23 protein-coding genes are annotated in these 21,491 nt (G+C 55.1%); 6 read left to right on the forward strand and 17 right to left on the reverse strand.

All coding sequences use genetic code 11. The features are described from left to right. Positions 1-64: 64 nt before the first annotated feature. Positions 65-562: a universal stress protein gene (locus BN54_RS03410; protein ID WP_019205743.1), complete on the reverse strand. Its 498-nt coding sequence runs from the start codon at positions 560-562 to the stop codon at positions 65-67. Between the two features lie 56 nt (positions 563-618). Further along, complete coding sequence (gene pepV / locus BN54_RS03415) at positions 619-2,019, reverse strand: dipeptidase PepV (protein WP_019205744.1); 1,401 nt, start codon at positions 2,017-2,019, stop codon at positions 619-621. Between the two features lie 136 nt (positions 2,020-2,155). Between pepV and BN54_RS03420 the strand changes: the two genes are divergently transcribed. Continuing rightward, entirely contained in the window at positions 2,156-2,971 is an 816-nt protein-coding gene (locus BN54_RS03420; protein ID WP_019205745.1) for a Cof-type HAD-IIB family hydrolase, read from the forward strand. Between the two features lie 15 nt (positions 2,972-2,986). Next, positions 2,987-3,847, forward strand: coding sequence for an NAD(P)H-hydrate dehydratase (locus tag BN54_RS03425; protein ID WP_019205746.1), 861 nt, complete (start codon positions 2,987-2,989; stop codon positions 3,845-3,847). Positions 3,848-3,889: 42 nt separating this feature from the next. Here the strand turns inward: BN54_RS03425 and menH are convergent, their stop codons facing one another. From menH to BN54_RS03440, 3 genes are read right to left on the reverse strand one after another with little or no spacing between them, the layout of a single operon-like run. Next, entirely contained in the window at positions 3,890-4,687 is a 798-nt protein-coding gene (gene menH / locus BN54_RS03430; RefSeq protein WP_019205747.1) for a 2-succinyl-6-hydroxy-2,4-cyclohexadiene-1-carboxylate synthase, read from the reverse strand. Beyond that, complete coding sequence (menD, locus tag BN54_RS03435) at positions 4,680-6,353, reverse strand: 2-succinyl-5-enolpyruvyl-6-hydroxy-3-cyclohexene-1-carboxylic-acid synthase (RefSeq protein WP_019205748.1); 1,674 nt, start codon at positions 6,351-6,353, stop codon at positions 4,680-4,682. The genes menH and menD overlap by 8 nt, the downstream gene beginning before the upstream one ends. Further along, entirely contained in the window at positions 6,332-7,687 is a 1,356-nt protein-coding gene (locus BN54_RS03440) for an isochorismate synthase (RefSeq protein ID WP_019205749.1), read from the reverse strand. The genes menD and BN54_RS03440 overlap by 22 nt, the downstream gene beginning before the upstream one ends. A gap of 168 nt (positions 7,688-7,855) precedes the next feature. Between BN54_RS03440 and BN54_RS10350 the strand changes: the two genes are divergently transcribed. From BN54_RS10350 to BN54_RS03460, 4 genes are all read left to right on the forward strand, one after another. Continuing rightward, complete coding sequence (locus tag BN54_RS10350) at positions 7,856-8,047, forward strand: hypothetical protein (RefSeq protein WP_019205750.1); 192 nt, start codon at positions 7,856-7,858, stop codon at positions 8,045-8,047. Further along, on the forward strand, positions 8,037-8,393 hold the full coding sequence (tnpB, locus tag BN54_RS03450) for an IS66 family insertion sequence element accessory protein TnpB (RefSeq protein ID WP_040469711.1): 357 nt from the start codon (positions 8,037-8,039) through the stop codon (positions 8,391-8,393). Before BN54_RS10350 ends, tnpB begins: the two co-directional genes overlap by 11 nt. A gap of 69 nt (positions 8,394-8,462) precedes the next feature. Further along, positions 8,463-8,651 (forward strand): hypothetical protein, encoded by a 189-nt coding sequence (locus BN54_RS03455; protein WP_019205751.1) that lies wholly within the window; start codon positions 8,463-8,465, stop codon positions 8,649-8,651. Between the two features lie 32 nt (positions 8,652-8,683). Further along, positions 8,684-9,739 carry an IS66 family transposase gene (locus BN54_RS03460; protein ID WP_019205752.1) on the forward strand — a complete coding sequence of 352 codons (1,056 nt, stop codon included), beginning with the start codon at positions 8,684-8,686 and terminating at the stop codon, positions 9,737-9,739. 207 nt (positions 9,740-9,946) lie between these two features. On the opposite strand, the gene rpoD is transcribed toward BN54_RS03460, so the two are convergent. The 12 genes from rpoD to BN54_RS03520 all read right to left on the reverse strand — a co-directional run bounded on the left by rpoD (position 9,947) and on the right by BN54_RS03520 (position 21,486). After that, the gene (rpoD, locus tag BN54_RS03465; protein WP_019205753.1) at positions 9,947-11,089 is read right to left on the reverse strand and encodes an RNA polymerase sigma factor RpoD; all 1,143 of its coding nucleotides are present in this window, start codon (positions 11,087-11,089) and stop codon (positions 9,947-9,949) included. Between the two features lie 2 nt (positions 11,090-11,091). Next, positions 11,092-12,987 (reverse strand): DNA primase, encoded by a 1,896-nt coding sequence (gene dnaG / locus BN54_RS03470; protein WP_019205754.1) that lies wholly within the window; start codon positions 12,985-12,987, stop codon positions 11,092-11,094. Positions 12,988-13,124: 137 nt separating this feature from the next. Then, on the reverse strand, positions 13,125-15,194 hold the full coding sequence (gene glyS, locus BN54_RS03475; RefSeq protein ID WP_019205755.1) for a glycine--tRNA ligase subunit beta: 2,070 nt from the start codon (positions 15,192-15,194) through the stop codon (positions 13,125-13,127). After that, positions 15,194-16,168 carry a glycine--tRNA ligase subunit alpha gene (glyQ, locus tag BN54_RS03480; RefSeq protein WP_019205756.1) on the reverse strand — a complete coding sequence of 325 codons (975 nt, stop codon included), beginning with the start codon at positions 16,166-16,168 and terminating at the stop codon, positions 15,194-15,196. Before glyQ ends, glyS begins: the two co-directional genes overlap by 1 nt. 291 nt (positions 16,169-16,459) lie before the next feature. Continuing rightward, complete coding sequence (gene recO / locus BN54_RS03485; protein WP_019205757.1) at positions 16,460-17,248, reverse strand: DNA repair protein RecO; 789 nt, start codon at positions 17,246-17,248, stop codon at positions 16,460-16,462. 63 nt (positions 17,249-17,311) lie between these two features. Beyond that, on the reverse strand, positions 17,312-18,217 hold the full coding sequence (gene era / locus BN54_RS03490) for a GTPase Era (RefSeq protein WP_019205758.1): 906 nt from the start codon (positions 18,215-18,217) through the stop codon (positions 17,312-17,314). A gap of 15 nt (positions 18,218-18,232) precedes the next feature. Further along, positions 18,233-18,628 (reverse strand): diacylglycerol kinase family protein, encoded by a 396-nt coding sequence (locus BN54_RS03495; RefSeq protein WP_019205759.1) that lies wholly within the window; start codon positions 18,626-18,628, stop codon positions 18,233-18,235. Beyond that, positions 18,612-19,082 (reverse strand): rRNA maturation RNase YbeY, encoded by a 471-nt coding sequence (gene ybeY, locus BN54_RS03500; RefSeq protein ID WP_019205760.1) that lies wholly within the window; start codon positions 19,080-19,082, stop codon positions 18,612-18,614. The genes BN54_RS03495 and ybeY overlap by 17 nt, the downstream gene beginning before the upstream one ends. Continuing rightward, a complete protein-coding gene (locus BN54_RS03505) occupies positions 19,082-20,029 on the reverse strand; it encodes a PhoH family protein (RefSeq protein WP_040469897.1) in 948 nt (315 codons plus the stop codon). Before BN54_RS03505 ends, ybeY begins: the two co-directional genes overlap by 1 nt. Positions 20,030-20,165: 136 nt before the next feature. Then, positions 20,166-20,615: a GatB/YqeY domain-containing protein gene (locus BN54_RS03510; protein WP_019205762.1), complete on the reverse strand. Its 450-nt coding sequence runs from the start codon at positions 20,613-20,615 to the stop codon at positions 20,166-20,168. A gap of 60 nt (positions 20,616-20,675) precedes the next feature. Beyond that, positions 20,676-20,864 (reverse strand): 30S ribosomal protein S21, encoded by a 189-nt coding sequence (gene rpsU / locus BN54_RS03515; RefSeq protein WP_019205763.1) that lies wholly within the window; start codon positions 20,862-20,864, stop codon positions 20,676-20,678. A 142-nt stretch (positions 20,865-21,006) separates the two neighbouring features. Then, positions 21,007-21,486, reverse strand: a complete 480-nt coding sequence (locus BN54_RS03520) for a GNAT family N-acetyltransferase (RefSeq protein WP_019205764.1) — start codon at positions 21,484-21,486, stop codon at positions 21,007-21,009. Positions 21,487-21,491 lie beyond the last annotated feature (5 nt).

Below are 21,491 nucleotides of genomic sequence, written 5' to 3' on the forward strand. Positions count from 1 at the left end.
GGGCCGCTAATCGTAAGAAAACCGCCCAGCCCCATGGTTGGACGGTTTTTCGACACGCGTCAATTTAAATTTCTGGGTAGGTAGCTTGCTTAAAGGTCACCGGCTGGTTGTCCTCATCGGTCTTGACCACGACCACATCACATGGTGCTTGGCGCACGATGTAAGCCGAGGTCGAACCAACGATCATCCGGCCGATCGTATTGAGCCCCGTGGCCCCGACCAAAATCAGGTCAATGTCTTCATCCTTCGGATAGGTATCCGTCAAGATCACCTTGGCGTTGCCCACCACCACGGAAGTTTTTACGTCTTGGACGCCGGCCGCTTGGGCTTGGGTCGTCAAGTCAGCCAACAGGTGCTTCATCTTATCAACTACTTTGTCGTACAAGCCCTTATCGGAAATTCCAAAGGTCGTAATCGCACTTGGGTAAGGTTCGCCATTAACCACGCTTAACAGGTGCAAGCGGGCCCCATTGCGTTGGGCAATTGCGACCGCCTTTTTAAAGGCCAACAGTGATTGCTTGGACCCATCGATCCCGACTAAAATATTTTGATATTCAGCCATTTTTCCCACCTCCAGCAAAATTGTCTACTTTACCCTTTTATTTTAACACTTTTTGCCTACTTGGTTACTAAATCATTAATCGCTTCCATGTAAATTGCCATTGACTTCAGCAGGTCGGCAACCGGTTGGTATTCATTGGCCTGGTGCATAGTGTTCGGCGTGCTTGGCATCAAGGCCCCAAAGGCCACCCCGCGGGCCATCAGGCGGCCATAGGTCCCCCCGCCGACCACTTCTGGCTTAGCGTCAGTTTCGCCCGTTTGGTCAATGTAGGCCTTCATCAGGGTTTGGACCAGCGGATCATCAGCGGGAACGTAGTGCGGCACTTCAAATTTTTCATAGTGGACCGTCATCCCGTAATCCTTAGCCACGGCCGCGACTTTGGCTTGCAGGCCGTCCGGCGTGACGCCCTTCGGGTAGCGGAAGTTCATGTCAATTTGGCCCCCCTGAGCGGCATCAAAACTTAACAAGCCGACGTTGACCGTCAGGTCCCCCATCACCGGATCGGTGTAGGCACCCATGAAGTTGTGGAACCGGGTATCTAAGTGCAAGTAGTTGGCTACCAGGTCAACAAACTGCTTGGCCTGCCCACCCAAGTGCAATTGTTGCAAGAAGGTCGCCAGGTAAGTGGCCGCATTGATCCCCTTTTCGGGCTCCATCCCGTGGGCCGCTTTCCCGATCACTTGCAGGTGCAACCCATCGGCTTCCAGCACGCATTCCCCTTCCACTGGGTTGGCATCCAAAAAGGCGGTAAAGGCCGTAGCAACCGCTTCGTTATCACCGACTTCGACGATCGCATCCGCTTCGCGCGGTACCATGTTAAAGCGCAAACCGGCCTTAAAGGAACGCAGTAAGTCATCGCCGGTATTACTCCCTGGGTAGTCCAAAAGCAGGGACACTTGCCCCTTTTCCCCGTTGATCACCGGGAATTCCGCGTCGGGTGAAAAGCCGTAGGTTGGTTCGGGTTCGACTTCAAAGTAGCGCTTCATCCCCGTCCAATTGCTTTCTTCATCGGTCCCGACAATAAAGCGGACCTTCTTGTTGGGCACGACGCCCATGTCCTTTAAGGTCTTCATGGCGTAGTAAGCCGCCATCCCGGGCCCCTTGTCATCCGAAGCTCCCCGCCCAATCAGGTTGCCATCCTTGATGATCGGATCAAAGGGATCACTGTCCCAGCCGTTGCCCGCCGGCATCACGTCTAAGTGGGCCAGGATCGCCAGGGTTTCATCGCCGTCCCCCCATTCGGCATAGCCGACCAGGTTATCGATATTCTTGGTCTTAAAGCCATCTTGTTCCGCCATTTCCAAAAAGGCGCTCAGGGCTTGGGCCGGGGCTGGGCCCAGCGGGTATTTTTCACTGGCCTGGGTGTCGTCACGGACACTCGGAATCTTGATCAGGGCGATCAAGTCGTTTAAATAGTTTTCTTTTTGTTCCGTTGCTTTTTGCAGCCAATCCGTCATTTTTTCTGCCTCCATAAACTGTTTGCTTATATTTAATGATACCATATAGGCAAAGTTAATTTTAATTTTTAATGGTTTTTCGTGCGCAAGCGGTGACCCTGCTTGCTGCACACGACGTTGGAAAGGATGCGATAAGATGCCACTGCCGTTTGCTGCCGTTGCTTTTGATATGGATGGGACCTTTTTGCGCGACGATAAAAGTTTTGACCGCCCCCGCTTTGAACGGATTTTAGAAGCACTCTTGGCCCAAGGGTGTCACGTGATCGTAGCCAGTGGGGACCCCGCGCAATTTCTGTTGCCCCACTTTGGTGACCGGAGTGAAGCTTTGACCGTGATCGCCGAAAATGGCGCCCAAGTGATTGATCAGGGGCACGAACTGATGACGACCACCTTGGAGCGGACCCTGGCCGCCCAGGTCGTGGCCTTTTTGCACGATGAATTACAGATTGAACCGACCTTGGCGGGCGTCAAGCAAGGCTACTTCCCACCCCACCCCTCAGCCGCCCTCTTGGCACACATGACCCGCTACTACCCCCAGCACACGATTTTAGACCAACTCCTGCCCCTGCCGGACGATGACTTTTTCCAACTGTCCTTTTTAGTAGCCGATCAAGACGTCGCCACCGTCAAGGCCCAATTGGACGCCCGCTTTGCCGGCCAACTGACCGTCACTCCCAGTGGCAATGGCTCGATGGACCTGACCATTCCCGGCATCAACAAGGGCTGGGCCTTAAGCAAGGTCTTGGCCCGGTGGCAGTTAAGTGGTGATGACCTGATCGCCTTTGGGGACGGGGGCAACGACGAAAGTATGCTCAAACTGGCCCGCTATTCCTACGCGATGCCCAACGGCCGCCCAGAAATCAAGCGGTTGGCCCGCTTTAGCGTCCCGGTCGATAACAATCACGATGGCGTCTTAGTCGTTTTAGACCAATACTTACAGGAATACCAATAGAAAGAAGCGTTGCACATGCAAGAATTAGATGAAAAAATTTTGCGCCAGGTAATCAAACCCCGCCCCCAGGAAAGCTTTAAGGGAACCTTTGGGAAAGTCTTGCTCGTCGGGGGCAACCACCAGTACGGCGGCGCGATCATTATGGCCGCTACCGCCGCGGTTTACGCCGGGGCCGGCCTGGTCACCGTGGCCTGTGACCCACTGAATGTTACCGCCCTGCACACCCATCTGCCCGAAGCGATGGTGATTGATTTTCACGATCAAACGGCGCTCACGAAGCTCGTCGCCCAGGTTGACACGGTCGTGATTGGCCCCGGGCTGGGGACGGAAGCGGCCAGCCTGGCGGTCTTGCAAACCGTTTTTGCCCAGACCAAGGCCGCCCAAACGGTGGTGATTGACGGCTCGGCCATTACCTTATTGGCTGAGCACCGCCTGCCGCTGCCAGCGGGCCAGCTGATCTTTACGCCCCACCAGATGGAATGGCAACGACTCAGTGGGCTGGCCATTGCCGACCAAACCCCAACGGCCAACCAAGCCGCTCAGGCCAAGCTCGGCGGGATGGTCCTGGTCAAAAAACACCACACCGAAATCTACGCTTCCACCGGCAGTTGGCGCTTGCCAATCGGCTCGGCGGCCCAAGCCGTCGGCGGGATGGGGGACACCCTGGCTGGGATGATCGGGGGCTTTTGCGCCCAGTTCCGCACCGACGTCACCCAAGCGGCGTTGGCAGCGACCTACGCCCATAGCGCGATCGCCGATCAACTGGCGGAAAATCAATACGTCGTCTTACCCCACCAAATCAGCCACGCCCTGCCGGCCTTTATGAAGAAGGTCGCCCAAAGCGGGCCGGATCACCAAATTGGCTTTATGAACTAACACAAACCCCCGTTGGGTGCCAAGCGCCCAGCGGGGGTTTCTTTATGCGTAGTGTTTTAACCAGGTGGTTACGGCGGCTAAAAATTCGGTAGGGTGCTCCAAGTGCACACAGTGGCCCCCCGGCAGGACCTGGTAGTCCAACTGCGGGGCCTGGGCCTGCATCGCCAAGTTGAGGCGTTGAAACTTAGCGTCCTGTTCGCCCACAAGCAACAGCCCCGGTGGCAATTGGGCCAATTGGGGCCAGTAGTTGGGCTGCTGGCCGGTCCCCATCATCATCAGGCTCATCGCCAAGCCAAAGGGTTGCTGGCTGAGTCGCTCGGCCCGCACCCGCGCTTGGACCGCCGCCGGCAGGGCCCGCTGGCTGGCAAAGAGCGGCAGCTTCTCCCAGTCATTCACAAATTCGACTAAGGGGACCGTCAAGAGCTTCGCTGCCAGGGCGTTGTCCTGCTGCTGCCGTGCCAGTCGCTGGGTCGGATCAGCCAACCCCGGCCGCCCGCTTTCCAAAATCACGCTGATCACCCGGGGATCGGCTAAGGCCCAGGCCAAGGCCACCCGCGCCCCCATCGAATAGCCCAAGAGGTGGTAGGCCGGGATTTGTTTGACCGCCAGCAGGGCCTGCAGCTCGGCCACCACCTGGGCCATCCGGTAACGGGTCGGGTGGACAAAAACCGGCGAGCGCCCGTGCCCAATTAAATCGACCGCTAAGACGTTGACCGTTGCCGGCCACGCCAGGGACTGCCAAGTCGCCCCGGTCCCGGTAAAACCGTGCAGACAAACCAAGGTCGGCTGCTCCGGCTGATACGGGGTCAGCCACTCGGCGAAATAAGTCGCCTCAGTCATGAGCGGTCACCGCCGTTTGGTAGGCTGCCACCAGGGCTTCCCAAGTCGTCACCGGCCCCGTCGGTGCATCCGTGACTTCAATCAGGTGTTGACCGGGCTGATTCAAGCAGGCTTGCAAGACGGCCGGCGTCTGCGGGTGGTGGTAGGTAAAGTCGTACAAAGCCGCCACCCGGGCAAAATCGAGGTCCTGGGGCGTCTGGAACAGAGCGGTAAAGTCAGCCGCCGGTAGGTGCCGCTGGGCTAAGAAATTAAAGATCCCCCCGCCGTTGTTGTTCAAGAGGACGATCGTGACCGGCAGTTGGTACCGGCGCAGCATCGCCAACCCATTCATGTCGTGAAAGAGGGCCAAGTCGCCGATCAGCAGGGTCACGGGACGCTGCCGGCCAGCCGCCAGGCCAGCGACCGTTGAGACCAAGCCGTCGATCCCATTAACCCCGCGGTTACCAAAGATCCGGACATTGGCTGTTTGTGTCAATGCCAGCCGATCAACCAGTCGAATGGCATTGCTATTAGCAACAAACAAATCCTGATCGTGCAACCAAGCAGGTAACCCCTGGGCAACAGTGGAGTGATTCAGTCCTTGATCAGCCACACTGGCCACCAATTGGGCCGCTTGCTTTTGGCACGCTTGCCATTGGATCAACCAGTCTGGTGCCGGAGCGGTCAGATTTAAATTGGCCACGGCAGCGACAAATTCGGTCACCGTTTGGTCCAGCACCCAGGTGGCCTGGTGCAATTGGTCCTGGTATTTAGCCCCATTTTCGACCAAGATCGTCGGCAGCGGGTGCGCCTGCAGCCACTGCATCACCGGCTTGGTAACCGGCAGGCGGCCAAAGCGCAAGATTATTTCTGGTGTCGGCAGGGCGGCTTGGAAGAGTAAGTCGGCCTGGCCGAGATAATTTGGGGTCGCGGTGGCTGCCAAATTGGTCAGCGGATCGCCGATCACCGGCCAGCCCAACGTTTCCGCCAAGTGCGCCAGCTGGGTCGCTTCGGCTGGCGTCCGTTCCTCGCCGACGATGATCAGCCCCCGCTGTTGCAACACGGCGCGCAGCGGGGTCAGGTCGACGTGATGGGTAACCGGCAAAACCTGGCTACTTGGCCCGCTCGGCGATGGCAGGGCCGCGCTGGGCAGGAGGGGTTCGCGCAGGGGAAGATTCAAGTGGACGGGGCCCCGGGGCCGGGTCAAGGCCAGGCTGGTCAGCTTGACGGCTTGCCAGTGGGCATAATTGAGCAGCGCCGGCGTCGCTTCCGGCAGGGCCAAATCAACCATTGCTTTGACGTGGTCCCCGTATAAAGCGTGTTGATCCATCGCCTGGGGGGCACCGACCCCTTGCAATTCAGCCGGGCGGTCCGTGGTCATCACCACTAAGGGCAAATTGGTCGCCTCGGCCTCGCAAATCGCCGGCAGGTAGTTGGCCGCCGCACTGCCTGAGGTGCAGACCAAGCCAACCGCGGCCCCCGTTACCTTGCTCAACCCAAGGGCAAAGAAGCCGGCCGAGCGTTCATCAACGTCCAAGTAGGTCTGAAAGGCCGGGTGGCGGTGCAACATTAAGGCCAGCGGGGTCGAACGGGAACCGGGGCTGATGACCACCTGCCGGACGCCGGCCTCACTGAGCCCTCGTAAAAAGGCGGCCAAATACTGAGTTAATTGCGCTTGATGGTCCATGAATCACTGATCCCCCTTAACATTGGTTGAAATTTCAAACGGGTCTCGGCCCGCTCCGTGGCGGCGTGTGAAGCGGCGACGATTCCGCACCCCGCATACAGACGGCCGGCCTGGGCGCTAAAGACCCCAGACCGCAGCCCAACGACAAACTCGCCTTCGTCTGCGCCGAGGCTAAGCCAGCCGACTGGCGCTCCGTACAGGCCCCGCCCGGCTTCATGCTCGCGCAGCCAGGCCAAGGCAGCCGCCCGGGGCTCCCCGCCTAAGGCCGGGGTCGGGTGCAGGGCAGCGACAACGTCCAGCAAGTGGCTGCCGGCTTGCCGGGGCCCTGCCAACGGGTGGTAAATGTGTTGAATATCCCGGTTCTTTAAAAGTTGGCGCGCCCCGATCGTCACGGCAGTCGTATACGGCGCCAGCAATTTCGCGATCCGTTGCACGACGATCTGGTGCTCAGCTTGATTTTTCGGGTCGGCCAACAGGGCGGCCCCCAACTGCTGATCCGCCGCTGGCGTCGCCCCCCGCGGCGCTGAGCCGGCCACGCTGGCGGTCAAATACTCAGTCGCCGTCGCTTTCACTAGGCGTTCCGGCGTCGCTCCGACAAAGGCCCGCTGCGGGCTTTCCACCAAGAAACGGTAGGTATTGACCTGCTGGGCGGCTAGCCGGTGCAGGATGGCGACCGGATCAAAGTGCGCTCCAGTGGTAACGGCCAGTTGCCGGGCCAAGACCACCTTGCGCAACTGCCCCGCCTGGATCGCCGCCACGCTGCGGTCGACCAGCTGCATCCATTCCGCAACTGCCAGCTCCGTACCGGTCACCGTTGGCGGGACCGCCGATACCGGCCGGTCAGCTACCAGTAGAGCACTGACTTGATCCGCTAATTCCTGCAGGTCCGCCGCCAAGTGAGCACTGACCGGGGCCAGGAGGGTCACCGTCTTGCCCGCCGGGGTCTGCTTGAACAGCAACTGGGGCAGAATTACGTAGCCGGTCGCCAAATCGGCCCAAAATTTGGCCGGCTGGCCGGCTAAATCAAAGGGCAACCCGCCCATGAGGCAAGGCGCCGCTCCACCCCCGGGCGTCAGATCAACCCACTGAACCTGGAGTTCCTGTTGAATTTGGCGCAAGCGCGCCGGGATTAAATCTTGCCAAACCCGCAGCGGCTTAGCGCCAAACAGGGTCAGCGATTGGTCGGCCGCCGCAAAGACCACCCGACCCCCGGCATAGGCGGCACTGCGCGCCACCAAGTCTCCCAAAGACCCGGCCGGCAGCGAAATGGTATAAGCCGCGTAGGTAAAGCTTGCGGCCCGCTTTAACGCCGCTGGTGTTAAGCTTATTTTCACGTTGTTCACCCCTTCGTAAAATCACGGCTCCCATTATAGCACTGGTACCCCTAGGCAACCAAAAAAGGCGCTGCCCTCCTCACCTGAGGAATGTAAGCACGGCATAACTAACCGGATTTAAACCACAATCGAGACCTTCTATACTTAGGGAAAACTTAACCTTTATTTATGATTCATGATATTGTAGAGGTGGGCACGCCAACGATCAAGGCAGTTGCGCCGATTTTCAACAAGCGTCATCCGGCAAAAACGTTAGCCGCCCCGGTTACCTTAAATAAACTACGAGTAAACCTCTATCAAGGTGCTGATCCTGACTTAGCTGCCAAATTACTAACTGTGATGATGAATCATGTTGATTAACTGGGTCGCGCCGCGGCATGTCTATATCGTTTGCGGGAAAACTGACTTGCGGAAAGAAATTGATGGCTTAGTTCTAATAGTTGAAGAAAATTATGGTCTTCAATTAGACAATGATTCACTTTTTCTCTTTTGCGGTAGTCGTACTGATCGCTTTAAGGGCTTATATTGGGATGGTGAAGGATTCGTCTTACTGTATAAGCGGTTTGAAAATGGTAATTTGCGTTGGCCACGGTATCGTAATGATGCCGTTAACTTAACACCACGTCAAATCAAAAAATTATTACAAGGTATCGCTCCGTTGCCTGTTAAACATGTCAAACCAGCAATTAAAGGAACAATTTATTAGTCAAAAAGGATGTTCACGGGCCTCTATTTCTGATATGCTTACAAAAATCAGAAAAGGAGGTGATGAACCATGGCTAAGCATAAGAAAGTCCGTGAACCGCAAAGCTTAGAAGAGGCTTTAGTGATTATACATAAACAAGAAGCCATAATTGCAAAGCAAGCTGCTAAGTTCGAAGAACTGGAAACCAAGGTCTTGGAGCTATCAGAAACGATTAAGCTCTTTGGCGTTCGGACCTACGGAAAAAAAGTGAAATTTTGACGCCAGGTCAAACTTCGCTTTTTGAGGATTCAGTGAAGGAAGAAGAAAACAGCACTGATCCGAATGTTTCAACTGAACCGGCAGTTGAAGAGTACGTGGTTCGTCGCCGCAAAAAGAAGCGAGGGGTCCGGCAAGCCAATTTGGATGCCTTACCACAAGTGGACAAGGTCTATGAACTTAAAGGTAAAAAGCGTTTTTGTGATGCTTGTGGAGAAGAATTGAAAATTATTGGTAAGCATCTCGCTCATCGTAAAATTAAGTGTAAACCAATGGAGTTTTACTGCGAAAACTTCTATGTGCAAGTTGTTAAAAGTGAACGAAGCAAGTGTTACTTTTGGGCTGCAAGTAGTGCGAAAGAGTTTAGTCAACATAATATCGCCTACTTTTTCTACGCCGCCTCCCGTGGTGGCGAGGTAATCCCTCAAATCATTGGCCCGGATTATCGAGGCTGTTTGATGTGTGATGGACATAGCGCCTATCAACAAGAGCGACTGCCAAACGGGACGCTCAAAGCTTGTTTGATTCACATTGCCCGGAAGTTCAAAGAAATCGTCAAAATTGGTAAGGGAGCGAAGATTCTTCAGCATTCCAAAGCCGCCGAAGCGGCAACCAAGTTAGGCGAGATCTTTCACATCGAGCATGACTTAAGTTATACCACCGGAGAAGAAAAAGCAGCGCAGCGGCGCTTACGTCTTAAACCACTGATGGACGAATTTTACCGATTTATTGGTGAGATTGAGCATCCAATTAGTAAACTGCGGGTGGCAATTAACTATGCCTTAAATCAGAAGGAGCGCGTTTATCAGATTTTTGAACATGGCGAGCTGCCATTAGACAACAATCATGATGAACAACTGATTCGGCCAACAACCACCGGACTCAAAAATTACTTATTTGCGAAAACCGAAGCTGGGGCTGAAGCGAACGCCATTTGGTATACCTTCATTCAAACGGCTAAATTAAATCAGCTCAAGGTACGTGAGTACTTAGAACATCTCCTATCAGCCTTCACATGGACTGAAAGTCCAGTCTGGGAGGCTTATTTACCGTGGGATCCAGAAATTCAACGTAAATTTGGAACTCAATAGACGCAAATAGCGCTCAGAAGTTGTCCTTCCTTCAAGGATACTTCTGAGCGCTATTCTGCTAAATACGGTCTATTATGCCGTGTTTACGAAACAAGTTTGATAATTCGTTTTATTATCTAACTAAACTGTCTGTTTGACGCTAAAAACACAAAAAACGGTTTTGCACCTCATCTTGGAGGCACAAAACCGTTTGGTAGTTGGTTTGGTTTATTCTAAGAAGTCCTTCAATTGCTTGGAACGGGATGGGTGGCGCAGCTTGCGCAGGGCCTTGGCTTCGATTTGCCGAATCCGTTCCCGGGTCACACCAAAGACCTTACCGACTTCTTCTAAGGTCCGCGTCCGACCATCATCAAGGCCAAAGCGGAGCCGCAGGACGTTTTCTTCCCGGTCGGTCAGGGTGTCCAAGACATTTTCGAGTTGCTTTTTCATCATCTCGTAGGCCGCGTGGTCCGCCGGACTGGTAGCATCGTGGTCTTCGATAAAGTCCCCCAAGTGGGAGTCGTCTTCTTCCCCAATTGGCGTTTCTAAGGAAACTGGTTCTTGAGCGATCTTCAAGATGTCACGGACCTTCTTGGTTGGCATATCCATTTCCGCCCCAATTTCTTCCGGCAGCGGCTCACGGCCGAGGTCTTGGAGGAGTTGGCGTTGGATCCGGATCAGCTTGTTGATCGTTTCGACCATGTGGACCGGAATCCGAATCGTCCGGGCCTGGTCGGCAATCGCCCGCGTAATCGCCTGGCGAATCCACCAGGTTGCGTAAGTGGAGAACTTGAACCCTTTGCGGTAGTCAAACTTTTCGACCGCCTTCATCAGCCCCATGTTCCCTTCTTGAATCAGATCGAGGAATTGCATCCCCCGCCCAACGTAGCGCTTGGCGATCGAAACCACCAGCCGCAGGTTGGCTTCGGCCAGTTCCTGCTTAGCAACTTCATCGCCCTTTTCGATCCGCAGGGCCAAGGCAACTTCTTCGTCGGCCGTCAGCAGGTTGACCCGACCGATTTCCTTTAAGTACATCCGAACCGGATCGTTGATCTTAACCCCGGTTGGCGCCGAGGTATCCTTGACCGCCTTATCGGACAGCTTTTCGGTCGCCCGCAAGGCCCGTGGGTCCGGGTCACCATTTTCGTCGACGACGCTGATCCCGGCATCTTCGACGTTTTGCATCAAATTGTCCATCCCTTCTGCGTTCAGCCCAAACGGAGTTGCAATTTGATCAGTTAATTCGTTGTATTCGATTTCCTTTTGTTGCTTGTAGGTCCGAATCAACTTACCGACGGCCTTGTCGTAAGCCGCTTGATCAAAGTTTTCCAAGTTTGAAATTACCAGGTCTTTTTTTGCATTCTTTGCCATTATTAATTAATCTCCTCCGTCTTCATTGCTTGCTGACGTTGATAGAGTTGCACCAATTGAGTGGTTAAGTGCAGGATTTGGTCGCTGTCGCCCAGCATACTGGCCTCGTTTAGGGCCGCTTGGGTTTGTTCAATCTGGGCCGTGAGCGGCAGCTCCGTCGTCAGGACCCGTAGACAATCGGTCACGACCTGCGCTTTTTCTTCTTCAGCGATGATTTGGGTTTCAACCTGACTGAGCAGACTTTGCGCCCCGGGGGTGAGGTGATCCATCACCGCCGCGGGGACAAAGTCCGAATGATCCGCCAGGTAGTGCTTAATGACCGTGTACAACTGCTGGTAGGCGGGCTGGGGAAACTGAAAATCCGCCAAAGCATCCAGGCGGTAGCGCACTTCCGCATCATAACAGTAGTATTTTAACAGGATTTGCGCCGCCCGTTCGCCGCGCGACAAAGTCGTCGGCTGATTAGCCGCCGGCACCGTCCAGTCAGGATCTTCAGCTGGCGGGGGCACCAGCCCCGCTTCTTCTTCTGGCGGCGGGACGGTCCCCATCGGCGCCGCCGGGACGGCCCGCGGCGCGGGGATACTGGCCAATTGCCGCTCCAAACTGCCCAGGTCCAGGCCAAATTCCCCCGCTAATTTTTTCAGGTAGACACTTTGCCCCACCGGCGTCGGCACGGTCGCAATTACTTCCAAGGCCGCATTCAAGTAGTTAATCAATTCGCTTTGCTTTTGCAAGTTCAAATCCTTGCGCAAGTAAGCCAAGCGAAAATCGACCGCTGTCTCCTCGCCATGGGTCATATACTCCTGAAACTTGAGACTACCGTACTTTTGGACGTATTCATCCGGGTCCAGACCCGCCGGCAGTTGGACCACCCGTAAGGTCAAATCCGGGGCGGTGTCTTCGACCAGCTTTAAGGAACGATCAATCGCCGCTTGTCCCGGCTCGTCCCCATCGTAGGCAATCGTCAGCTGACTGGTCAGGCGCGCGATGGCTTGGACCTGTTCGCTGGTAAAGCTGGTCCCCATCGAGGCAATCCCGGTCTTGATCCCGGCCCCGTACGCCGCAATGACGTCCATAAAGCCTTCAAACAGGGTCAAGTGCCCCGCCTTGCGCGCCGCCTGCTTGGCCAAATCCAGGTTAAAGAGGGTCTGGCGCTTATTAAACAGGGGCGTTTCCGGACTGTTGAGGTACTTGGGGGTGTTGGCGGGAGCCTTTTTAGCCAGGATCCGCCCGGAAAAGGCGATCACCTGGCCGTTGGCATTTTTAATCGGGTACATTACCCGCCCGTGGAAGCGGTCCTGCAACTGCCCATCCGCCCGCTCGACAAACAGGCCGGACTTGCGCAAAAGCTGGTAATCCAGCTCCTGTTGCTGGGCGTACTGGTATAAGACCGGCTGCCCATTGGTGGGTTCGGGGGCAAAACCGAGGTTGAACTGATCGATCAATTCCCGCGTCATCCCCCGGTCCAAAAGGTACTTTAAGGCTGGCTGCCCAGCCGACGTATTGACCAGGATGTGGTGATAGAGCTTGGCCGCTTGTTCGTGCAAACGCCCCAACTGGCCCCCCTGGCTATTTGGATTGGACGGCGCGGCCGCCGTATACTGGCTGGGCAACTCCAGGTCGGCAAACTCCGCCACGGCTTCGACCGCCTGGGGAAAGGACATGTCATGTAATTGCATCAAGAAACTAAAGACATTCCCGCTCCGGTGACAGGAAAAGCAGTAGAAGAATTGCTTTTCCTGGTTGACCGAAAACGAGGGGGTATCATCCTGGTGAAAGGGACAGTGCCCCATCAGGTTTTTCCCCTGCTTTTTCAGCTGCACATCTTGACCGATCACATCCGCAATATCAACCGCATTACGGAGCCGGTCTAAGACCTCCTCCGGGATCTTCGCCATTCACAACCCCCCGCTCGTGCATGCATAGTTACGAAAGGTCGCCCCCTGAAAACGGAATGCGACCTTTCATCAAAATACTACCTAATAATACTATTTTATATTCTAGCACAAGGGCCGGGGCTTGCCAAGGGGCTGGCTTATTTCACAATTAATTGGTCCAAGTTCCCCAAGCGGCCCGTTAAGTCCGCCAGCAGGGTCAGTTGGGCCAGCCGGTTGTTCTTGACGGCTTCGTCCTTGTCCATAATCATGTTTTCCGTGAAGTAAGCCGTGATCACGTCCGTCAGCGCCGTTAACTTGGCAAACAGGTCCGCCAGGCTCAATTGGTCCGCTTGCTTGGCCAAAGCAGCCACGGCCGTGTGCAGCGCCGTTTCCGATGGGTTAACAAACTTGGCTGGGTCCACCGTCGTTGGCAGGTCGGCTGGGGCCTTTTGGGCGATCCGGATGACCCGGGTCAGGGCTTCAATTTGGTCCTTGAAGCCCGCGTCCGCTTGGTGGGCCGCCAGCAGTTGGGCTGCAGCGACAATGTTGACCGGATCGGCCACTTTAGTGTCAGTCGCCGCGTCAATTACGTCGTGCCGCAGGTGATCATCACTCAGGAATTGCTTGATCCGGTCGAGCAAGAAAGTCCGCACTTGGGCGGCATTCTTCGTGTAGTCGTAGCGCAAGTCCAGGTTGGCAACGGCTTGGGCTGCTTGGGCTTGGAAAGTCAAGATTGGCAAGTGCCAGCCTTGGGCCACCAAAATCCGCATGATCCCGGCCGCCTGGCGCCGCAGGGCGTACGGGTCGTTGGAACCAGATGGGATCAAGTCCACGGCAAAGAAGCTGTAAATTGAGTCCAGCTTATCGGCAATCGCCAGCAGGGCGCCAAGCTTGGTCGTCGGCAGGTCCCCTTCCGCCGAAATTGGCAGGTAGTGTTCCCGCACCGCGGCGGCCACGGCCGGCTTTTCCCCGGCTAAGTTGGCGTAAATTTCACCCATGATCCCTTGCAATTCGGCAAATTCACCGACCATTTGCGTCGTCAGGTCAAACTTGTAGATCGCACTGGCCCGCTTCAGGTCTGCCAATTCGGCTTCACTCAAGCCTAACTGGTGCCCGAGGGCTTGGGCCAAGGCGCCGGTCCGGGCCATCTTTTCGGCCATCGAGCTGATTTGGTCGTGGAAGCTGACCTTGCTCAAGCGGGCCACATATTGGTCAATGCTGAGCTTTTGGTCCTCTTCATAGAAGAACTTGGCGTCTTCCAAACGGGGAACCAAGACCCGTTCGTTCCCCTTGATTACGTTATCCAGGTGGTCGCGGTTCCCGTTCCGCACGGAAATAAAGTGTGGCAAGAGCTTGCCAGCGTGATCCCGGACGCAAAAGAAGCGTTGGTTGTCGCGCATGGAAGTAATCAGGACTTCTTCGGGCAAGACGAGGTACTTTTCATCAAAGGCCCCGGCAAAGGCGGTTGGCCATTCCACCAGGTTATTGACTTCTTCCAGCAGTTCCAAGTCTTCGTCTAGGACCCAGTCGTGTTCGGCCACTAAGGCATGAATTTGTTCTTGGATCAAGGCCTTGCGCTTGGCTTGGTCGGCAATCACAAAGTCGGCCTTGAGGGCGGCTTCGTAATCAGTCGCCGTAGCGATGTCAATGGCGTGGCCCAGGAAGCGGTGCCCCTGGGTGGTCCGGCCGGCCGTCACGTTTAAAATGCTAAACGGCACCACTTGATCATCCAACAAGGAAACCAACCAGCGAATCGGCCGGATAAATTGGAGGTTGAAACTGCCCCACTTCATCAAGGTTGGGAAGTTCATCGCCGTGATCACATTTGGCAGCTTGGCCAAGACCTTGGCCACTGGTTGCCCCGCGACGCGCTTGTTGACAAAGACGTATTCGACCCCTTTGACGGCCTTAAATTCAATGTCATCAACGCTGACCCCTTGGCCGCGGGTAAAGCCTTGGGCGGCCTTGGTCCAGTTGCCATCAGCATCTAAGGCGATCTTTTTGGCCGGGCCCTTGACTTCTTCATCTACGTCCGGTTGCTTGTCTGCTAAGCCGGAGATCAGCAAGGCCAAGCGCCGGGGCGTCGCAAACTCTTGGATTTGCGCAAAGTCAATCCGTTCTTCCTTTAAGAAGTTGGCCACCCGTTGGTGCAATTGGGCGATACTCTTGGTTACCACGTGGGCCGGCATTTCTTCTACGCCGACTTCTAACAAGTATGAGTGCGTCATTACTTTTCCCCTTTCTTGGCTTGCTTGGCAGCCCGGGCCGCCGCTTTTTCAGCCGCCCGAGTGTACTTTTCAACCGTTGCTTGGCGCTGTTGTTCGTCGTGAATCAGCGGGAAGCCGAGCTTGCGCCGTTCTTCGACAAAGGCCTTGGCAATCATCTTGGCCATGATCCGGATCCGGTGCAAATAGCCGGCCCGTTCCGTGACCGACACGGCCCCGCGGGCATCCAAGAGGTTAAAGGTGTGGCTGCACTTCAGCACATAGTCGTAAGCCGGGTGGATCAGCCCGAGCTTAATCAAGCGCTTGGCTTCACTTTCAAAGTTGTCAAAGTCAGCCAAGAGCATGTCCTGATTGCTTTCTTCAAAGGCATACTTGGAGTGTTCGTATTCGGGTTCTTTGAAGATGTCACCGTACAAGACCCCGTCGGACCATTCCAAATCATAAACCGAGTTGACGTTTTGGATGTATTCTGCCAGCCGTTCCAAGCCGTAGGTAACTTCCGCGGCCACCGGATCCATTTGCAGTTCCCCAACAACTTGGAAGTAGGTAAATTGGGTCACTTCCATCCCGTCGAGCCAGACTTCCCAGCCGACCCCGGCACACCCCATTGAAGGGTTTTCCCAGTTGTCTTCCACGAAGCGAATATCGTGTTCTAAGGGTTCAATCCCCAGTTCGCGCAGACTGCCCAGGTATAATTCCTGGATGTTAGCCGGCGAAGGCTTCATCAGGACTTGGAATTGGTGGTGTTGGTAAAGCCGGTTTGGGTTTTCCCCGTAACGGCCGTCCGCCGGCCGCCGGGATGGTTCGACGTAAGCGGCGTTCCACGGTTCGGGCCCAATTGCCCGCAAGAAGGTGTACGGACTCATCGTCCCGGCCCCCTTCTCGTTGTCATACGCTTGCATCAACATACATCCTTGGTCTGCCCAGTATTTTTCCAGGGTAAAGATGATCTCTTGGACCGTCATTTTCTTGGCCATGCTGTTTCTCCTTTCACTCTGCTGCCGATGGAAAGTAAAAAAGCCCCGCAGCGACGGTTAGCCCGTGGCTGCAGGGACGATTACTCGCGGTTCCACCCTGCTTTTTTGCACTATGCAAAACAGCTTCATTATTCCAGCTCGGGGGTGCTCCGAAAATCCGGCGGGCTTGCACCAATCTCCCGCTCGCTGTGAAATGGATCTCTTCTTCCCGTCATCGCCAGCAGATATTCAAAAATATACGTTGTTAATAGTACCCGCCTACCCGCCAAAAGTCAATCGTCCGGGGTGATTTCACGAATTTTCGCGCGGCGGCAAAGTCAATTGATCCTGCCAGCTGGCCAATGAATCCAGAAAGTGCTTGCTCTTTAAGTGCAAGCCGACCTGATCGGCGTAAATCTTATCCAGCGCCCAGCGCAGGGCCCGCTGGGTTGGCGCGTCAACGTTCACGTCCCCGACCGTTTGCAGATTTAAGTGGGCAAACAAGCGCAGGTAATTGACCACCTTCGGCTGCAGATGCAAGCGGTGCTCGTCTTGATCCCAGTGATCGCGACATAAGACGCCCCCAAACGCCTCCGAATAATCCAGTGGTAAATCCCGCCGGCCACAGATTACGCAGCCATCCCAACGCGGGGCCACCCCGAAGCGCCCCAACAGTTGAACTTCTAAAACATTGACAATCACTTGGGGCGCCTTGCCGGCATCGAGGAGCTGCAACGCGGTCAAAATTTGATCATACCAGGCCCCGATCCCCTGCCCCTCTTCAAAGGCCACCCCGACCAAATCGAGCAGGTAGGTCGCATAGGCATTCGCCGTCAGATCCGGCCCCAAGTGCTTGAGCTGGTGGGTTTCTTTCGCGGCGACCAGGTAGGATAAGTTGCCCCCTTCCAGCCAGCCGACGTAGGTCCCATACGTAAAGGGCAAGAGCGGCGCCGCCAACTTGGAACCCTTGCGCCGCGCCCCGCGGACAAAGAACATCGTCGGTCCCAGGTTACGGGTCAAAAACTTCACCAGCAGATCGTGTTCACGGTAGTCGCGCCGAAATAAAATCAAACCTTCAAAATCAGTATTTACCCGGGCCATTGCGGTGCCCCCTTTCAATTCATAAGAAAAACCGGGGTGCGCCCCGGCTTTAGCAGCTCATCATTAGTAATCGGTATTGCGGTAGCCGTAGTCCTTGAGCATGGCAGCCTTGTCGCGCCAGCCTGGCACCACCTTGACCCACAGCTGCAAGTAGACGTGATCGCCCAAGAGGTGTTCGATGTCTTGGCGGGCGCTTTGCCCAATTTGCTTGAGCATCGCCCCCTTCTTGCCGATAATAATCCCCTTTTGACCCGGCCGTTCCACCACGATGTTGGCGCTGATGTGGACGGTGTCTTCACTTTCGCGCTTCACACTGGTCACGTCAATTGCCACGGAGTGCGGAACTTCTTGGCGGGTCAAATGAAAGACCTTTTCGCGAATCATTTCGGCAATCACAAACCGTTCCGGGTGGTCCGAAATCTGATCACTCGGGTAGTATTGCGGACCTTCCGGCAGTTGGGCAACCAAATCATTGATTAATTGGTTGACGTTGTTACCCTGCAAGGCCGAAATTGGGATGATCCCTTTGAAATCTAAAGTTCCTTCGTACTGGGCCACAATGTCTGGCAGGTCGTTGGGGTTGACCAGGTCGATCTTATTGACAACCAAGTAAATCGGCTTGTGAACCTTCTTTAAACGTTCGATGATAAATTCATCCCCCGGCCCCTTTTTACTGTCGGCCGGAACAACGAACAAGACCGCATCGACTTCATCCAAGGCCGACAGCGCCGAACGTTCCATGAAGTCACCCAGCTTGGTCACTGGCTTGTGAATCCCGGGGGTGTCAATAAAGACAATCTGGGCATGATCGGTCGTGTAGATCCCCTGAATCTTATTGCGCGTCGTTTGGGCGACATTGCTCATGATCGCCACTTTTTGGCCGACCACGTAGTTCATCAAGGTCGACTTGCCCGCGTTGGGCCGCCCGATCAGGGCCACAAAACCCGAGTGAAATTTTTCTTCCGTCATCTTTTCCATCCTTTATCATATTAAATCAGTGAGGTACGGTGCCAAGACCAAGAGGCCAATTACCACCGCCAAGCCCGCGGCTAACAGGACCAACCCCGCGGCCACATCCTTGGCCAGTTTGGCATTTTCATCGTAGCGTTGACCAACAATTAAATTAACCAGGGCCTCAATCACCGTATTTAAAAATTCTGCAAACCAGACCAGCGCAATCGCCAGGGCCAACCAGCACCAGGTGTTTAAATCCACGTGCAAGCCCAGCCCTACCACGACGACCACCCCCGCGGATACTAAGTGGCTGCGCATGTTGCGCTCATTTTTAATTACCGCCCAAATCCCGGCCCCGGCGTGGCGCAAGGCCTGGCTAAAGTGCCGATTTTTGCCGGTCTGCGGGGCTTTAGCGGGTGAGCCCATAAGCCGTTAAGATCGCCTCTTGGAGGCTGAACATCGCCGCTTCATCGGCCGGTGTCTCGTGGTCGTAGCCGTTAAGGTGCAAAAAGCCGTGCACCAGCAAGAAGCCGAATTCGCGGTCCGCCGAATGGCCTAAAAACAGCGCCTGTTCCTTGACCTTATCCAGGGAAATAAACAAATCCCCCAAGTCCAGTGGCAACTCGGCTTGCAATTCCGCCGGCAAGGTTAAATCCTCCTCGTCGTTGATCGCAAAGGAAATCACGTCCGTTGCCCGATCCACGCCGCGGTACTTGGCGTTAAGCTCCTTCATTTCCGGATTGCGGACCAGGGTCAAGGACAACTCCGCGCTGGCTGGCAAGGCCAACTTGGCCGCCGCTTGGGCCAACAGTTCTTCGGCCAGGGCCGTTTGGTGCTCCGTCAGCATCCCCTGGCTGTGGTCATAAATTGTCAGTTCCATTAATTCTTCCCCTCTGCGCGGTCATAAGCCGCGATAATCTTGGCAACGACGGGGTGACGAACCACGTCATCGGCCTGAAAGTAGACAAACTCGACCGCCGCGACGTCCTTTAAAATTTGTTCGGCCGACAAGAGGCCACTCTTGGCCCCCCGCGGCAGGTCGATTTGCGAGACGTCGCCATTGACGACCATCTTGGCGCCAAAGCCCAGCCGGGTCAAGAACATCTTCATTTGGGCCTTGGTGGTGTTTTGGGCTTCGTCGAGGATCACAAAGGCGTTGTCCAAGGTCCGGCCCCGCATGTAGGCCAGCGGCGCAATTTCAATCACGCCCCGCTCCATCAGGCGTTCGGTGTGATCGGCGCCAAAAATTGAGTTTAAGGCATCATAGATTGGCCGCAGGTACGGATCGACCTTTTCCTTTAAGTCGCCGGGTAAGAACCCTAAGCTTTCGCCGGCTTCCACGGCCGGGCGGGTCAGAATAATCCGTTCAACTTCCCCGCGCTTGAGGGCGGCCACCGCCATCGCTACGGCCAAGTAAGTCTTCCCGGTCCCGGCCGGGCCAATCCCAAAGGTAACGTCGTGATTTTTCATCGCGTGGACGTACTGGCGCTGGCCGAAGTTCTTCACCCGAATCGGCCGCCCCTTGCGGTCATTGATGATTTTTTCTTGGTACAGGTCGGCAAAGTATTCTAACGTCCCCTTGTGGGCCATCTTCATGGCGCTGATGATATCGGTACTGGCAATCGTAATCCCCTGCTCGATCAAGGCTACCAGCTGGTCTAAAATCGCCCGCGTTAAATGCACTGCTTCATCGGGCCCGCTGAGCTTCAATTGATTGCCAAACGGGTGAATCGTGATGCCCATCCCCTCTTCGAGCAGGCTGACGTATTGATCCTGCGTCCCGAGGAGGGCAATCTGCACCCGCGGGTTATCGATTTCATATTGCATTTCAATTATTTTTTCTGCTGCTGCCAAAAAAAGCTTTCCCCTTTTTTACTAAATTATCTGAAAAAATTATAGCACAATTGACCGCCAAAACGACAGTGATCAAAAAAGCGACCGGCAGACCCGATCGCTGGGAAATTTATTTACCTTGTAAGAACTTCTTCACGGTTTCGTTGACGACCTTACCGTCGGCCTTGCCCTTAACCTTCGGCATGATCGCCCCCATCACCTTGCCAAAGTCCTTCATGCTCGTGGCTTGGACCTGGGCAATCGTGTCCTTGACGACTTGGGCGACTTCCGCCGGCGTTAATTGCTTGGGCAGGTACTTTTCGACCACGGCCAATTCGTGCTTGACCTGATCAATCAAGTCTTGGCGCCCGGCCTTTTCAAACTCGGCCAAAGACTCCTTGCGTTGCTTGAATTCACGCGCCAAGACCCCGTTGGCTTCATCGGGCGTTAAATCGTGGCCCAGCTTGATCTTTTCGTTGGCCACCGCCGCCTTTAACATCCGGACCACGCTCAAGGTTGCCTTATCCTTGGCCTTCATGGCCGCGACCATATCCTTGGTTAATTGCTCTAATAAACTCATTGTCTTGCCTTCCTTTCGATACGAAAAAAGCCCCGGTCAAAGAACCGGAGCTTTTAGCCATTAGTAACGACGGCGCTTGTTCTTACGCTTTCGTGCCGCTTCAGACTTCAACTTGCGTTTTACACTTGGCTTTTCATAGTATTCACGCTTGCGGTATTCTTGAAGCGTTCCGTTCCGTGAAACCGTACGTTTAAAGCGCCGAAGAGCATCGTCTAACGATTCATTCTTCCGAACGATAGTCTTGGACATATTGAATTCCCTCCCTCCGAGCTTAAAATCGTACTGTTATACCAGATCATTCTGGTTTATCCACTACGCACTATATTTTAGGCATCCTCTCCCCGAAAGTCAACAAATTTTTGAAATTTTCTTGGGGACCAGCCAGCCAAATTTAGAGGTCCTTAATCATAAAGCGGTCCATCGTCTGGTGGTTGGCCGTTTGCATCGGGCCCGGCAATTCTTGGAAGCCCATTTTTTCGTACACGTGGCGCGCGGCCGTGAGGGTATGGTGCGTTTCCAAGTACAAGTGGCGAAAGCCCGCCTGCTTGGCACGCTGTTCCACGGCTTGCAGCAATTGGTAGCTGAGGCCGCGCCCGCGGGCGGCGGGGGTTAGATACACTTTTTGCAATTCCGCCACTTGCTGGGCCGGGGCGTAGGGCGCATACCCGGCGCCCCCTAACACGACCCCGTCGTCGCTGACCGCCACCACGTAGCCCCGGTCCGGAGCCGCTTGGTAGTAGCGACTCAAATGCTCCAATTCCGGATCGAAATAGGCCGTTCCCGGCCGGGCTAGGTTTGCGTCCTCCAGCGCCTGGCGAATAATTTGGGCCAGGGCGACATCGTCTTGGGCTTCAATTTCTCGCATCAGCATTGTAT

It is taken from the genome of Limosilactobacillus ingluviei str. Autruche 4, from assembly GCF_000312405.1.
Lineage (GTDB): Bacteria > Bacillota > Bacilli > Lactobacillales > Lactobacillaceae > Limosilactobacillus > Limosilactobacillus ingluviei.